The sequence below is a fragment of the Terriglobus sp. TAA 43 genome (assembly GCF_000800015.1).
Taxonomy (GTDB): Bacteria; Acidobacteriota; Terriglobia; order Terriglobales; family Acidobacteriaceae; genus Terriglobus.
In genome coordinates, this window is sequence record NZ_JUGR01000001.1 from 2107494 (window position 1) to 2121980 (window position 14487).

At 57.2% G+C, this 14487-nt stretch carries 10 protein-coding genes; 4 read left to right on the plus strand and 6 right to left on the minus strand.

Annotated elements, in window-relative coordinates:
* Window positions 1–28 precede the first annotated feature (28 nt).
* Window positions 29–1894 (plus strand): 30S ribosomal protein S1, encoded by a 1866-nt coding sequence (locus M504_RS08965; protein WP_052200552.1) that lies wholly within the window; start codon window positions 29–31, stop codon window positions 1892–1894.
* Window positions 1895–2123: 229 nt separating this feature from the next.
* Here the strand turns inward: M504_RS08965 and M504_RS08970 are convergent, their stop codons facing one another.
* The 4 genes from M504_RS08970 to M504_RS21770 all read right to left on the minus strand — a co-directional run bounded on the left by M504_RS08970 (window position 2124) and on the right by M504_RS21770 (window position 5092).
* Entirely contained in the window at window positions 2124–3014 is an 891-nt protein-coding gene (locus M504_RS08970; protein ID WP_047490343.1) for a hypothetical protein, read from the minus strand.
* Between the two features lie 60 nt (window positions 3015–3074).
* Complete coding sequence (locus tag M504_RS08975) at window positions 3075–3254, minus strand: hypothetical protein (protein ID WP_047490347.1); 180 nt, start codon at window positions 3252–3254, stop codon at window positions 3075–3077.
* 399 nt (window positions 3255–3653) lie between these two features.
* Window positions 3654–4271 carry an HNH endonuclease gene (locus tag M504_RS08980; RefSeq protein ID WP_052200553.1) on the minus strand — a complete coding sequence of 206 codons (618 nt, stop codon included), beginning with the start codon at window positions 4269–4271 and terminating at the stop codon, window positions 3654–3656.
* Window positions 4272–4357: 86 nt separating this feature from the next.
* Window positions 4358–5092 (minus strand): ComF family protein, encoded by a 735-nt coding sequence (locus M504_RS21770; RefSeq protein WP_198137559.1) that lies wholly within the window; start codon window positions 5090–5092, stop codon window positions 4358–4360.
* 521 nt (window positions 5093–5613) lie between these two features.
* On the opposite strand from M504_RS21770, the gene egtB reads away from it, so the two are divergent.
* Window positions 5614–6933 (plus strand): ergothioneine biosynthesis protein EgtB, encoded by a 1320-nt coding sequence (gene egtB / locus M504_RS08990; protein WP_047490350.1) that lies wholly within the window; start codon window positions 5614–5616, stop codon window positions 6931–6933.
* Between the two features lie 8 nt (window positions 6934–6941).
* Window positions 6942–7964, plus strand: coding sequence for an L-histidine N(alpha)-methyltransferase (gene egtD, locus M504_RS08995; protein WP_047490352.1), 1023 nt, complete (start codon window positions 6942–6944; stop codon window positions 7962–7964).
* 49 nt (window positions 7965–8013) lie between these two features.
* On the opposite strand, the gene M504_RS22295 is transcribed toward egtD, so the two are convergent.
* Entirely contained in the window at window positions 8014–8670 is a 657-nt protein-coding gene (locus M504_RS22295; protein WP_052200555.1) for a hypothetical protein, read from the minus strand.
* 93 nt (window positions 8671–8763) lie between these two features.
* Here M504_RS22295 and M504_RS09005 point away from each other — a divergent pair, with 93 nt between their 5' ends.
* Window positions 8764–11076, plus strand: coding sequence for a GH92 family glycosyl hydrolase (locus M504_RS09005; RefSeq protein WP_047490355.1), 2313 nt, complete (start codon window positions 8764–8766; stop codon window positions 11074–11076).
* Between the two features lie 70 nt (window positions 11077–11146).
* Here the strand turns inward: M504_RS09005 and M504_RS09010 are convergent, their stop codons facing one another.
* The gene (locus M504_RS09010) at window positions 11147–14485 is read right to left on the minus strand and encodes a TonB-dependent receptor (protein ID WP_047490359.1); all 3339 of its coding nucleotides are present in this window, start codon (window positions 14483–14485) and stop codon (window positions 11147–11149) included.
* Window positions 14486–14487 lie beyond the last annotated feature (2 nt).

The following is a 14487-nucleotide window of genomic DNA, read 5'->3' on the forward strand; positions in this document are numbered from 1 at the left end:
CAAACCTCTGAGCACCGAACTGGAAACCATGCCGACCGAAACCACCACTCCTGACAACCTGCACGAAGCCAATGGCCCCGTGACCGAGAACGTAAGCGACCCCGCTGTAGGCGCAAACCACCTCGTCACGCCCGCTCCTGAAACCACCACCGCCGAAATTACCGATGGCCCCGATGACATCGATTACGACGCAGCTGACTTTGCAGCCGCGCTCGAAAGCTTTGACCGGGAACAGGCCGAAGAAAAGGCCGCTGCCTCCTCCGCTATGGAAGAGGACAAGGTCATCACCGGCACCGTGGTCAAGATCACCGACAAGCACGTTGTTGTCGACATCGGACTCAAGTCCGAGGGTCTGATTCCGAAGGAGCAGGTACTGGATCACACCGGCGAGCCGAAGCTGGCCGTGGGCGATGCAGTGGAAGTGGTTGTAGAGCGTGAAGAGTCGGAAGGCGGATACCTCGTCTCCTACGAGAAGGCTCAGCGCCACCGCCTGTGGGATCAGCTCGAGAAGGCTGCTGCAGACAAGACCCCCGTCACCGGCACGGTTCTTTCCCGCGTTAAGGGTGGTCTCACCGTCGACATCGGCGTAAAGGCATTCCTCCCCGGTTCGCAGGTTGAGATTCGCCCTGTTCGCAACCTGGACACCTACCTCGGCCAGCAGCTCGACGTTCGCGTTATCAAGCTGAACAAGAAGCGCGGCAACGTGGTTATCTCCCGCAAGGAAATCCTTGAGGAAGAGCAGAACGCCAAGAAGTCCGTCACGCTGGAGACCCTCGAAGAGGGCACCGTGCTGACCGGCGTTGTGAAGAACCTGACCGACTACGGCGCATTCGTTGAGCTGGGCGGCCTTGACGGCCTGCTCCACATCACCGACATGAGCTGGGGTCGCCTCACCCACCCGCGCGATCTCGTGCAGGTGGGCGACGAGATCCAGGTGAAGGTCCTCAAGTTCGACAAGGATAAGCACCGCGTTTCGCTCGGATTCAAGCAGCTCACGCCTGATCCGTGGCTCGACGCGACCGAGCGTTACCCCATCGGTGCACAGGTCAAGGGACGTGTTCTGTCCGTGACCGACTACGGCGCATTCGTTGAGCTGGAACAGGGCATCGAAGGCCTGGTCCACGTCTCGGAGATGACCTGGTCCAAGCGGATGAAGCACCCGTCGAAGATGGTCAAGCCCGGCGATGAAGTCGACACCATCATCCTCCAGGTAAACCCGAACGATCGCCGCATCTCGCTTGGCATGAAGCAGCTGCAGGACAATCCGTGGGAGCAGTTGGAGAACAAGTACCCCACCGGTGCAACGGTTGAGGGTCGCGTTCGCAACCTGACCGACTTCGGTGCATTCATCGAGATCGAAGACGGCATCGACGGCCTGGTTCACGTTTCGAACCTGAGCTGGACGAAGCGCATCAAGCATCCTTCGGAAGTTCTGAAGAAGGGCGAGAAGGTTAAGGCTGTTGTTCTCGGTGTTGAGCCGGAGAACCGTCGCCTGAGCCTTGGCGTGAAGCAGCTCGAGCCCGATGTATGGGATACCTTCTTCGCTCAGCACCGCGTTGGTGATGTGGTCAAGGGCAAGGTTCTTCGCACCGCACAGTTCGGCGCATTCGTTGAGATCGCCGAGGGTGTTGAAGGTCTGTGCCACGTCTCCGAAGCAGTGGACGAGACCGGCAAGCAGGCGGAACTCCAGGTTGGTTCTGAGCACGAGTTCAAGATCGTGAAGATGAGCCCCGACGAGAAGAAGGTAGGCCTCAGCCTCCGTGGTATCGGCGAAGAAGCCAGCCGCGAAGAGGTGGAGAGCTACAAGACTCCTTCCACCAGCTCCTCCAGCAGCTCGTCCTCCAGCACCACGCTGGGCGACCTCATCAACTGGAAGCGCTCCGAGCGCGAGTAACTCTCGCCTCATGCAACATCAGCAAGGGCCACCCGCAAGGGTGGCCCTTCTGCTTTACGATCTTCCCTGACCTTCCCTACCGATGTTCCCTTCCGTTGGGGTACTTCAAAAGAACATCCCTCGGGATGAACAAGGCTCATCATCCCAGGCGATAGCGCCGTGAAGTAGAAGGAAAGGCTTTCCTGTCCCGGTGTCGCGCGTTCCATATCAGTGGGAGCAGGACGACGATCTATTTCTCTTTTTCTTTCTCGTCCTCGGAAGTCATCTTCGCCGATGCGCGATGGAAGACCTCAATCTCAGCCGCAGCAAAGGCATCCGGTGGCACGCCACCAATGGCGACATATCCCGGCTCCGCGCCAAACTGCTCTGCGATGCGGTTCCACGCATGGAAGGGCGATGTCGTAGCCAGAAGCACAAACTTACGCTTCGGTTCGGGCCGGCTGAAATACCAGATCCAGATCAGTTCTGCCGTGCAGTTCGTCAGAATCTGCACGATTGCATAAGGACGGTAGAGATAGTGGGTCTGGAAGAAATAAGGAGCCTGCAGCGTATTCATCAGCGACGTAAGGGCCAGGCCGAAGCTCGTTCCGAAGACCCGACTACGCAGCGAAAGCCCCATAGGACGAATCGCGAGACAGACAAAGATCACCAGGCTGACGGTGATTGTTCCGCCAATGCGTTGGAGCTCGCTCACCAACCCAACCATCACGTGTTCTCCGTGCACGGCAGTCGTGTGGGAAGCGTCAAACGCCAGAAAGATCGTGATTGCAAGAATCCATAGATAGACGATATTGCCGAGTTGCTGGAGACCTTTGAGAGGGCGCATGGCCTCGCGCAATACAAAGTAGGTCATCAGAACAGCAAACAGAGCTTCCAGGGCAAAACACAACCAGAAGGAATAGAAGTAAATGTTGTAGGCGGCCCTGGCGCTGATGCCATGCGCGCGTCCGTGTGCGCGGAGCCATTCAAACGTAAAGAAAGGGATTGTCTGCCAGTTGCTGACAATCAGCATCGGCCAGTATGTCTTTAGTTCCCCTGCGCGAACCAGAAACACCAAAGCAACAACGCTCAGCGCAATTTCGATCGCGCTGAGCGTGTTGTAGAGCGGGAACGTGGACACCGGAAATCTCCTTGAGCAAGAGCATATCAAGGAGCAGCGTTCCGGCTGACCCAGAAAAACTTAGTCGTAGATACCGCAGCCGTTCGGATCTCCCGGGGGGCAGGTCGGCGGGGGGATCGAAGCAGAGGTCGCGGTCGTCTTCTTGGTGGTTTTGGTCTGTGCGTTTGCAGATCCGGTAGAAGCGGCGCCCAGCACCAGCAGGAGCGACATCACGGCAGAGGTAACAACGGTCTTCTTCATTTTTGGGTAGTCCTCCAAGACTCTTCCGGAAACTTGTCCCCGGGCAAGACTTACCCTAAGTGATCGATAAGGCCGCGTCCATTCATTCCGACGACATAGCAATGCCTATAACAAGCGCAGTTACTGAAGTCATTTTAGGAAAGCAGGAGAAAGACCCCTCAGAACAAAAGAACGCGTGAAATCAGAGGAATCCCTGCGCACAATCCACAACCTTTCGGAAGGCCGGTGCACACCGGCGGCACTCACTAACCCGTTGGACTGAGGAAGGAGGCTACTGCTCTTATCGGCAGTGTTGTGCAAAGTCTTAGATTAAGACCGGGAGATGTTAAGAAGAACTTATCAAAAAAGAGCGGCGCTCTTCTAAAAAAAGAGCGCCGCGTGTATGAGATTCAACATATTTCACGCTTCAAAATACAGATACTTCCTCCAGGCCGCGTCTCCAGACCCCAACATTCGCATGATATGTCGGGAAGTATGCAGCGAAAACGGTCGCGGCTCGCGCATCAACTTCATATCCTGCAGCTCATGTAATAGCTGGTTTCCTTTGCGCCGGTTGCAATCATGGCAACATGCCACCAGGTTCTCCCAGGTAGACGTGCCTCCACGCGAACGCGGCAGAACATGGTCCAGCGTCAGTTCGCTCGCAGTCAGGATGCAACCGCAGTACTGGCAAGTGTTCCGATCGCGCAGAAGAATGTTCTTGCGTGACAGCGCGCGTGTCTGGTGAGGAATACGACGATACTCCAGCAGACGAATCACAGACGGCATAGGCATGCGGATGCAGGCTGCATGCAGCGTGTGCCCATGCTCTTCTTCCGTGCGTGCCACACCTTTCAGCACCAGCACCAGCGCACGACGCGCACCACAAATGTTGATGGGTTCATAGGAGGCATTCAATACCAGCACTGGCGTCTGCAACGTGGTTCCTCCACGACGCGGACGCGGATCCTCACCGGGTGGAGTGAGGGTGTGGCACTTGGCGAGCGACTTCTGCTTACGGGCTTTGGCGGAATGCATCTCGAGCACTGCTCCTTGCGAAGGGCGATATCGATCTGTTCGTGCTTGCCGGTCGTTCTTACCTATCTCTTTGCACTGGCGCTCGGCTACGGCACCGAATGCGAGTAATTAGGGCTCCCAAATTTATTGCGCGCAGGATGGTCGGTAACTTCTACAGGCGCGCTCCACAACATAGGCGTCTGAGTACCGGCGCGAGCCAACGTGACCACACGCACACTCTCGGCCCCTGCGGCCAACAACACTTCCGTACATTCCGTTACGGTGGCGCCAGTGGTATACACATCATCCACCAGCAGCACATGGCGTCCACGAACGGAGCCTCGCACGCGAAACGCGCCACGCACATTTTCGCGACGCTCATCCGGCGACAAGCGGTACTGCGATTCCCTGTGATGAACGCGCTTCATCCGCCGAGGAGCCAGTTCCATCCTCCAGTGCGGATGGCGTCGCCGAACCACACGCATCGCAGCAAGCGCCAGCAGATGGCTCTGGTTATACAAACGACGTCGCCGGAAGAGCGGCACCGGGATCACCAGCAGCGATTCCGGCATGCCCTCTGCCTGGGCCAGAACGGCCTCTGCTAACAATGCCCCCATAGGCCGCGCCAGCGACCGCACATTGCCAAACTTGAACAGCCGAAGCGCATGCCGCATCAACTCGTAAGAACCAAAAGCTGTCGCGCGCATAAAAGCTGGAGGAGTTGCTACGCAATCGGCGCAAAGAATCTCGTCGCCGGACGCCTGATACGACGGCTCATACCCCAACGGCTCCGCACAGTGATAGCAGCGACCACCCAGGCGACCGCTCTCAACGGATGCCATGCATCCATCACACAGCGGGACCAGCCGTCCATCGGCCAGTGGCTGAACGCGGCACATCCGGCATCGAGCAGGTGCAAGGAAAGCAGTAGCAGAATGGAGAGCGGAGCGGATCAGCGAACGGGGCGAGACGAAATTCGTGGCGCAGGAAGTACTATCTGCTGCCATTGTCACTTCGAATTCAGGACCTGCGTACAACGTCTCGGAGAAGACGCACCTCGCTGGCATTGTCCCCTGCGAAGCCCTGGAATTGCCTGTAATTTCCGGCCCAGGACGGCATGGAGATGTATTTGATGGCAGTATATGCCGCTTCGCGCCTCCCGCGAAAGGGGCGCGTCCCCCGGAATCCGAAAAGATTCCACCACCATCCACGGATCGTGCCACCTAAAACTTTTTTGTGGCGCACCCTCCATGAGAAGGAAGAACATAGTGCGTCAAATCTGCATCCAATCCACTCACGGCAACATCTTCCTCTCTACCCAGTCCGCGCACGCGCTCAATCCCTTGCCTGAGGTTTCATGCGAATGGCCACCACTGTTGTTTCAAAGGTCGTAAGTCCCGTGCAAGCCACGCTGCTGCAACGCTTTCTGGCCGCTCGGCAAGCCACCGAGGAAGCCTGCCGCACGCTGACCGCCGAGGATCAGATGGTGCAGTCCTGCTCGGAAGCCAGCCCCACCAAGTGGCATCAGGCGCACACAAGCTGGTTCTTTGAGACCTTCGTACTGGCAAAGTTCCTGCGCGGCTACCAGCCATTCCATCCCGATTTCCATTGGCTCTTCAATAGCTACTACCGCAGCCTGGGCAACGAAATTCCTGAGAAAAAACTCCGAGCATCGTTCTCGCGCCCGTCTCTGGAAACCATCGTCGCCTTCCGGGCGCATGTAAATCGCCACGTCGAAGAACTGCTGCAGCAAGACAATGTGCCCGACGACGCACTGCGCCGCATCGTGCTCGGCATCCAGCATGAACAGCAGCATCTCGAACTTCTGCTGACCGACATCAAGCACGCCTTCTTCACCAACCCCCTACACCCCATCTATCGCGAAGCGCAAGTAGCGGCAGACGCAGAACCCACACCTTCGCGCTGGATAGAGTTCGAGGGCGGCGTGCAGGAGATTGGCTACCCCCTCAACACAGCGGACCCGCTCGACTTCTGTTTTGACAATGAAACCCCGCAACACCGCGTGTACCTGCAGCCCTACGCTCTCGAGAATCGCCTCGTCACCTGCGGCGAATATCTCGCCTTCATGAACGACAACGCCTACACGCGCGCCGAACTGTGGCTCAGCGAAGGTTTGGACACGATCGAACAGGAACACTGGGAAGCGCCGCTCTACTGGCAGCGATGTACCGATGACAGCACAGGCTGGCGCATCTTCACCATGGGTGGATGGCGCGGCCTTTCCACCATGCTGGCCACGCCCGTATGCCACGTAAGCCTGTTTGAAGCCGACGCCTATGCACGCTGGCGTGGTTGTCGACTCCCAACCGAAGCGGAATGGGAACACGCAGCAAGCGAAGCAGCTATGGAATCAACCGGGCTTTTGGAACAAGGTGGACTCCATCCTCTCGCCGCCACCTCCGACGGCCTCACACAAATGCTGGGCTACGCATGGGAGTGGACAGCCTCCGCCTACACCGGCTATCCCGGCTACGCCCCACTTCCCGGCGCGCTAGGTGAATACAACGGCAAGTTCATGTCCAGCCAAATGGTGCTTCGCGGAGGCTCCGTCGCCACACCGACAAGCCACATCCGCACCGCCTATCGCAACTTCTTTACGCCGGGCACACGCTGGCAGTTTTCCGGCATCCGACTGGCACGCGCTTTTTCACATAACGAATAGGACCATCGGTGAGCACATCCGTTTCTGCCCCTGAGCTTTTAACACCACCAGCCGCAGACCTCGTTCAGGATGCCGTGGCTGCAGCAGTGCATGAAGGCTTGTCTTGCACGCCAAAGTGGCTGCCCGCGTGGCTCTTTTACGACGCGGAAGGTTCGCGCCTGTTTGAACGCATCACCACGCTGCCTGAGTACTACCCCACACGCACCGAACGCGCCATCTTCGCGGGCTACGCCGACGGCATCATCGGCACCGCCATCCGCACATGGCAACAGAAACATCCCGGTCGGAACGGCCGTCTCCGCATCCTTGAACTCGGCGCAGGAACGGCGACGAAGACGGGCATCCTGCTCGACGCCGCAGTGCGTCGCCAGGGCCAGACAGAGTATCTGCCCATCGACGTGTCCGAGTCTGCAATGGCCGAAGCATGCGCCTCCATGGGACGCGTGCAGAGCGGCGTCACGGTATCGCCACAGGTAGCCAATTACGTCACCGACACGTTGGAAATCCCGCAGCACGACGGCCCCACGATGGCGCTCTACATCGGCAGCAGCATCGGCAACTTCGATCCAGAGGAAGCAGCCACTATCCTCTGCAATCTACGCAGACAACTGCAGCCCGGCGACACGCTATTGCTGGGCACAGACATGGTCAAGGATCGCCGCAAGCTTGAAGCCGCATACAACGATCACGACGGCGTGACAGAAGCCTTCAATCTGAATCTGCTGCGCCGCATCAACCGGGACCTTCGCTCCAACTTTGACCTCGCACGCTTTCGCCACATGGCAGTGTGGAATGAAGAACAATCGCGCATTGAAATGCATCTGCAATCACTGCGGGAACAGACTGTCCGCATTCCCGCGCTGAATGTGTCCTTCCACTTCGCAAAGGGTGAAACCATCCACACCGAGAACAGCTACAAATTCACTAGCCCATCCATTGCTTCCCTGCTGCGCACTGCAAACTATGCGCCGGTAGAACAATGGACAGATGAACAACATTGGTTCGCCGTGACACTGGCGACCCCCGAATAAGAATGGGCTGCCTCGAGAGGCAGCCCAAAACATTTGCAGCAAACTTCTGTTAGTTCACCAAAGCTGTCACCAGATCCATCACGTCTGCAATGATGCGCGTAGTCGGGTTATAGGCGACCATGTAGCCGTCATAGTAGCCATACTGATATCCCGGAGGCGGTGGCGGCATCCCTCTCCAATACGAAGACGGCACCGGACGAATCGAGTAGTTGCGAGGAATCGCATATCCCGGCGCAAATGGCGGACGCTTCCGATTGCGATAACGCATCGCATCCGAACGATAGTGCTGCGCCATTTGATTGCGATAGTGCTGATCAAACTGGAAGTTAGGCCGTCCCGGACCACCTTGCGGAGGACGCTGCGGCGGGCGTTGATTGTTCTGCGGTGGACGCTGTGGTCCCGGCTGCGGAGGACGCTGGCCATTCTGTGGAGGCCGCGGATTTCCCTGCTGAGGCGGACGTTGCCCGTTCTGTGGCGGACGCTGGTTTCCTTGTTGCGGTGGACGCTGGCCATTCTGCGGAGGACGTTGGTTTCCATTCTGCGGTGGCCGCTGCTGGCCGTTCCCTGGCCCCTGTCCCGGAGGTGAGCCGCCTTGTCCTGGCGGAGGACCACCCTGCCCGGGCTGCGCGTTGACGTAGCCCGGACTCACAACAACTGCGGCTGCAAGCGCAACAACAGGCAGAAAACGCTTTAGATCAAATGGCATGATTCGCTCCCGATCTCTGGTTGGATGCCATGAAACAGTAAACCGTGCCTGACGATTCTATCTGTCCATCGCGCGGGTTTACTCTGAAGCGGCATGCGTTTCCCATCTCTTCACACATTCGTCGCGTGCAGCCTGTTCTTATTGGCTGCGGCCCACGCTCAGCAATCCCCCGTTGCTGCGGTCGATCCATTCATTGGCACCGGCCCAGAAGGTCACACCTTTCCGGGCGCAGCTGTGCCCTTCGGCATGGTGCAGCTCTCACCCGACACACAGATCCGCCCCTTCAAACAAAGCTACAAATGGGCCGCCGGATATCGCTATGAAGACACCACCATCCTCGGCTTCTCGCACACGCACTTCTCCGGTGCGGGCCACTCGGACTTAGGCGATGTCCTTCTGCAACCCATCAGCGGCGACGTGAACCTCGAGCCCGGCGATGCAGAACATCCAGGCTATCGCTCAAAGTTCAGCCACGTATCGGAAAAAGCATCACCCGGCTACTACGGTGTAACGCTCGAAGACTACGGCATCAAAGCCGAGCTCACCGCCACCACGCGCGTCGGCGTACATCGTTACAGTTACCCCGCCAACAAGCCCGAACACATCCTCATCGACCTGCGCTCCAGCATCTATAACTACCCCGGCAAAGTTCTGTGGTCGCGCCTGCGCGTACGCAACGACGGCACCATCACCGGCATGCGCGAAACCCGAGGCTGGGCACCGGGACGCCAGCTTTACTTCGCCATCCGTTTTTCGCAACCACTCACCGCGCATCATCTTTACAACCGCGAATCGCAACCCATCCTCTACAACGGATTCAAGTCTCCCGGCAACACACCGGAAGACACGCAGAGCATGGAAGGCCGCGGCCTCATCGGCGTCTTCGACTTCGCCTCATCTCCCAAGCCTTTAGTTGTGAAGGTGGCCATCTCGCCCACCAGCGAAGACGAAGCCATCGCCAACATGGACGCAGAAGTTCCCGCATTCGACTTTGACGCAGCCCATCACGCAGCCACTGCGCAGTGGGAAAAGGCGCTCGGCACAGTCGAAATCACCGCAGACGCCGACACACGCAAGAGCCTCTACACCGCGCTGTATCACACGCTCCTCGCTCCCTCCGTAAGCATGGACGTCGACGGCAGCTATCGCGGCCCCGACAACCAGATCCACAAAGCAACTGGTTTCAACTTCGTCAGCAGCCTCTCTCTATGGGACACCTACCGCGCAGAACAGCCGCTGATGACGCTGGTGCAACCCGCATCACGCACCAGTGATTTCGCCAACTCCATGCTCGCCTCGCAAAAGGAAAGCCCTTTCGGCATCCTCCCTGTCTGGCAGTTCCAGGGCATTGAAACATGGTGCATGATCGGCTATCACGCGGTACCCGTCCTCGCCGACGCCATCGCCAAAGACATCCCCGGCTTCGACAAAAACGCCGCACTCGATGCCATGGTTGCATCCGCAAAGTACGCGCCCTACGGCAACCTCGGCGCATACATGAAGCTCGGCTACGTCCCCGTGGACAACGATCAGGAAGCCGCATCGAAGACGGTCGAATACGCCTTCGACGATTGGACCATCGCCAAGACCGCAGAAAAACTGGGCCGCAAAGACATCGCCACCGAGTTCTACAAACGCGCACAATACTGGCGCAATAACTTCAACACCAAAGATGGATTCGTAGAACCGCGCCTAGCCAACGGCGACTACCGCACGCCCTTTGACCCCACCAAAGCAGGCGCAAACAGCGGCTTCACCGAAGGCAATGCATGGCAATACTCTTGGTATCAGCCGCAGGATGAACTCGGCCTTATCAAGTTACTCGGCGGCCCCGATAAGTTAGTCGCAAAACTCGACGAGATGTTCGATCAGAAAGTCGATCCCGCAAAGTACGCTGACGTGGAAGACATCTCCGGCATGATCGGCCAATACATCCACGGCAACGAACCAAGCCATCACCTTCCCTATCTCTACATGTACGCCGGTCAACCATGGCGCACACAGGCACGCCTCAAGCAGATCGTCGATTCGCAATACAAACCTGCACCCGATGGCCTCGTCGGTAACGACGACCTCGGACAGATGTCCGCGTGGCTGGTCTTCACATCGCTCGGCTTCTATCCCGTCGCGCCCACCAGCAATGAATACGTCATCGGCAAACCCTTCGTTGATCACGCAGCCATGCACCTGCCCAACGGCAAGACCTTCACCATCACCGCGGAAAACTTAAGCGACACCAACGCCTTCGTACAAAACGTCACACTCAATGGCAAGCCACTCGACCGCAGCTTCCTCACCCACGACGAACTAATGAACGGCGGCGAACTCCACTTCGTCATGAGCACCAAAGAAAAGGCAGCATGGTCCATGAAAAACCACACTGCCCCATACTCCATGACGAAATAGAAAACCAACACACAAACAAGAAGAGGAGCAGCCGGTTAGCTGCTCCTCTTCTTGTTTTGACAGTCGTAGCTTAGAAGATCACCTTCAAACCAAACTGCACAATACGAGGATCAAGCGTCGCGTTGATCGTGCCACCAGCCAGCGTGGTACCGCTGTTGGAGATACCACCGCCCGGCGATGCAAAATTGGTGTGGTTCAGAATGTTGTAAAGCTCGCTGCGGAACTCCATGTTCACACGCTCTGTTACGGTGAAGCGCTTGTTCACAGCAAGGTTCAGGAAGTTGATCGCAGGCGAACGCCCAACATTGCGCGCAATGTTGCCGAACGGTGTTGCGGTCGGAATCGCAAGTACAGCACCGCTCGACGGCGTATACGTCGCACCAACATTCAGGTACTGCAGTGACGTTCCAGTGGAACGCTTCTTATCCAGCGTGTACAGCGGAGCCGAGGGATTAATGCGGTTCGGGCGATAGATATTGCCGCCGCGATACGTCGGCACGCTGCTCGCCGTCACCTGCAGGTTCGCCGCCGGTGTATCCGTGATGTTGAACTGGTATCCGCTTGCCGCAGAGTTGATCGCAGAAATCTGCCATCCACCCACGATTTCATTCGTGATACCGCCACCGCTCATATAACGCTGACCGCGACCAAACGGCAACTCGTATACAAGGCTGGTGACGTTGTAAACCGGCTGGTTGTAATCGCTGTTGCCATAATCCGCGCCAAGGTTGCGCAGATCCTGCGGTGCAGGCGTGTTGCTCTCCAGCGATGCACCAGCGTTATCCAACGCATGGCCATACGTGAAGCTGTTCAACAACGTCAGTCCTGCCACCATCTGCTGCTCATACTTCACCTGGATGGAGTCGTAGTGAGAGTAAGCTTCGCGGATGGGATACGTGATGTCACCATACGCTGGCAGCGGACGAGCGAAATTGTTGTTCGGGTCCTTCTGGTTATAGTTCGCAAGCTGCAGCAGCTTCAAACCATGATTGCCAACATAAGCGATATCCAGCAGTGTGTTCTTTGCAAGCTGGCGCTGCACACTTAGGTAGTAGCTCTCCACATAGCTATCGCGGTAGCGCTTGCCATCGATGTAGCTTGGGTTCGCTGTAATCGGGTTAAAGGTAAGTGTCGTGGATGGGAAGCCCGCATCGAAACGTACATACGTGCCAGCACTTCCGCCTGCAGCGGGAGCCGTCTGCGAAGCATTGGTAAAGAGTGCGTTTGGCGGGTTGATGGCAAGCACGTTGCCAGATCCTGCGCGGTCATAGTGAGCAAAGCTGATACCAAAGCCTCCACGCACCGTGGTGTTCGAATCCGGTGCATACGAGAAGCCAACGCGTGGTCCAAAGTTATTGAAGTCAGGGCTGAAGCCGTACTTGTTACTGCTGCTTGCAGGTACAAACGCGGAGATAGAACCAGTCTGGGCACCCGATGAGGTCGGATCGAAGTTCGTCAAACGGTTCTGCGCGTCGGAGTACGGCGAAACGTACTCATAACGCAGGCCCACGTTAATCGTGAGGTTCGGCGAGACCTTCCAATCATCCTGCACATAAGCAAAACTTCCATTGGTACGCAGCTTTGCCACAAAGTAGCTGGACAGTGAATATACGCTGCTTGCGCCGAAAAGGAAGTCCGCAAAGTAGTTATCGCTGTTCGCTGTACCCTGCGCAACACCATTCTGGAAGCGCGTGAAGCCACCACCAAAGGTATAGCCGCCATACAAAGGATTGGTGTCCTGCACATCCATCCAAACCTTCTGATATTCGTAACCAAACTTCAGCGAATGGTTACCGCGCATCCACGAATAGTTCACCTTCGGGTTGAACACAGCAGGATTCTGGAACTGCGGATTCGTCGTCTGACGTCCAAGTGCAGCAAAGCCAGTGATACCGATTCCAGGGATACCGCCTGCAACGGTAGGATCTGTCGGCAGACCAGGGAACGTGAATCCCGGATTCGTACCGATCGAAGTGGAGTACTTACCAGCCTTCGTCTTCGAAACGCTTACACGCACATCGAGCAATTGGTTCGCACCAATCACACGCGTGTAACCGCCTGCCAACTGCTGATCCAGAATGCGCTGGTTTCCATTCGACTGGCCATCCAGCGGCAGGCCAAACACAGGAGCATCCAATGCATTCGTCTTCAACTGCGACGCGCGCACAAACATGGAGTTGCGCTGATTAAACGTATAGTCCAGGCGAAGGTCGCCCTTGTCTGTGCGGTTATTCGAACGCTGAAGCGTCGTGAAGTTAGAAGCAGCCGCGGTTCCTGGATTCAATGTCTTGATATAGCCCGCGATCGTACGCGCAATGGGCGAGATATTCGACGAAGCGAGAATCGAAGTACCCGCGGCATAAGCCGTGCTGTTATACGGGTCATACACAGTCTTACTGAACACACCATTCAACTGCGTAGGCGTCGGCAGAGTCGCAGAGGTCACCTGCTTACGCACCTGGCGCAATCCCTCGTAATCCAAGAAGAAGAACGCGTGGTCGCGAATAATGCGACCGCCAACGTTACCGCCAAACTGGTTGCGGTTAAACTGCGGCTTCTTGCCACCCGGAGGCGCGAAGAATCCAATCGCATTCAGGTCCGTGTTGCGAATGAATTCATACACACGACCGTGATACGTATTCGTACCCTGCGCCGAAGCCACGTTGACAGTGGCACCGCTGCCGCGGCCATACTCCGCGCTCTCATTGTTCGTCACAACTTGGAAAGCAGCCACGGAATCGGGCGGCGGCTGAATGATCTGGTTGCTGAAACCCTGGTTGGATTCGCCGTAAGCGTTGTTATCCATACCGTCCAGCAGATAGTTATTAAACATGGAACGCTGGCCATTCACGTTGAATGAACCTTCGCGCACAAGCCCCGTGTTGCTGGTGGTGGTAATTGCATTGCCCGTCTGGCGAACACCCGGGGCAAGACCCACAAGGTCAGAGTAGTTACGACCCACCAGCGGAAGGCTTGCCGTCTGGTGCTGCGTCACAATTTCGCCACGCTGACTCGTATCCGTTTCCACACGCAGCGCCACGTCGCTCACTTCCACCGTGGTGCTTGCTGTGCCAACCGCCAGGCTCATGTCCACACGCTGACGCGCAGCCACCGACACGGTGATGTTCGTAGCCGTAGTCGGTGCAAAGCCTTCCTTGGTAATCTGCACGTCATACTGCCCCACGCGCAGCGCAGGTACTTCAAAGTCGCCATGGTCGTCGCTCTGACGCGTGCTCACAACGCCCGTCGCGCGATTCGTTACGGTGACCGTCGCGTTCGCAATGACCGCGCCCGAAGCATCGCGAACCGTTCCAACCACGCTACCGTTTTCATATTGTGCGAAGGAGATCGCGGGTACAGTAACGCACACTGCCGCCATCACGAGAGAAGATACAAATCTTGTACGCATAG

Excerpts from the sequence above, each read along its gene's own strand:
- M504_RS08965 (WP_052200552.1), top strand. The coding sequence starts at position 29 with ATGCCGACCGAAACCACCACTCCTGACAACCTGCACGAAGCCAATGGC.
- M504_RS08975 (WP_047490347.1), bottom strand. The coding sequence starts at position 3,254 with ATGAAGAAGACCGTTGTTACCTCTGCCGTGATGTCGCTCCTGCTGGTG.
- M504_RS08980 (WP_052200553.1), bottom strand. The coding sequence starts at position 4,271 with ATGCATTCCGCCAAAGCCCGTAAGCAGAAGTCGCTCGCCAAGTGCCAC.
- M504_RS21770 (WP_198137559.1), bottom strand. The coding sequence starts at position 5,092 with ATGGCATCCGTTGAGAGCGGTCGCCTGGGTGGTCGCTGCTATCACTGT.
- egtB (WP_047490350.1), top strand. The coding sequence starts at position 5,614 with ATGGCCACCACTGTTGTTTCAAAGGTCGTAAGTCCCGTGCAAGCCACG.
- M504_RS22295 (WP_052200555.1), bottom strand. The coding sequence starts at position 8,670 with ATGCCATTTGATCTAAAGCGTTTTCTGCCTGTTGTTGCGCTTGCAGCC.
- M504_RS09005 (WP_047490355.1), top strand. The coding sequence starts at position 8,764 with ATGCGTTTCCCATCTCTTCACACATTCGTCGCGTGCAGCCTGTTCTTA.
- M504_RS09010 (WP_047490359.1), bottom strand. The coding sequence starts at position 14,485 with ATGCGTACAAGATTTGTATCTTCTCTCGTGATGGCGGCAGTGTGCGTT.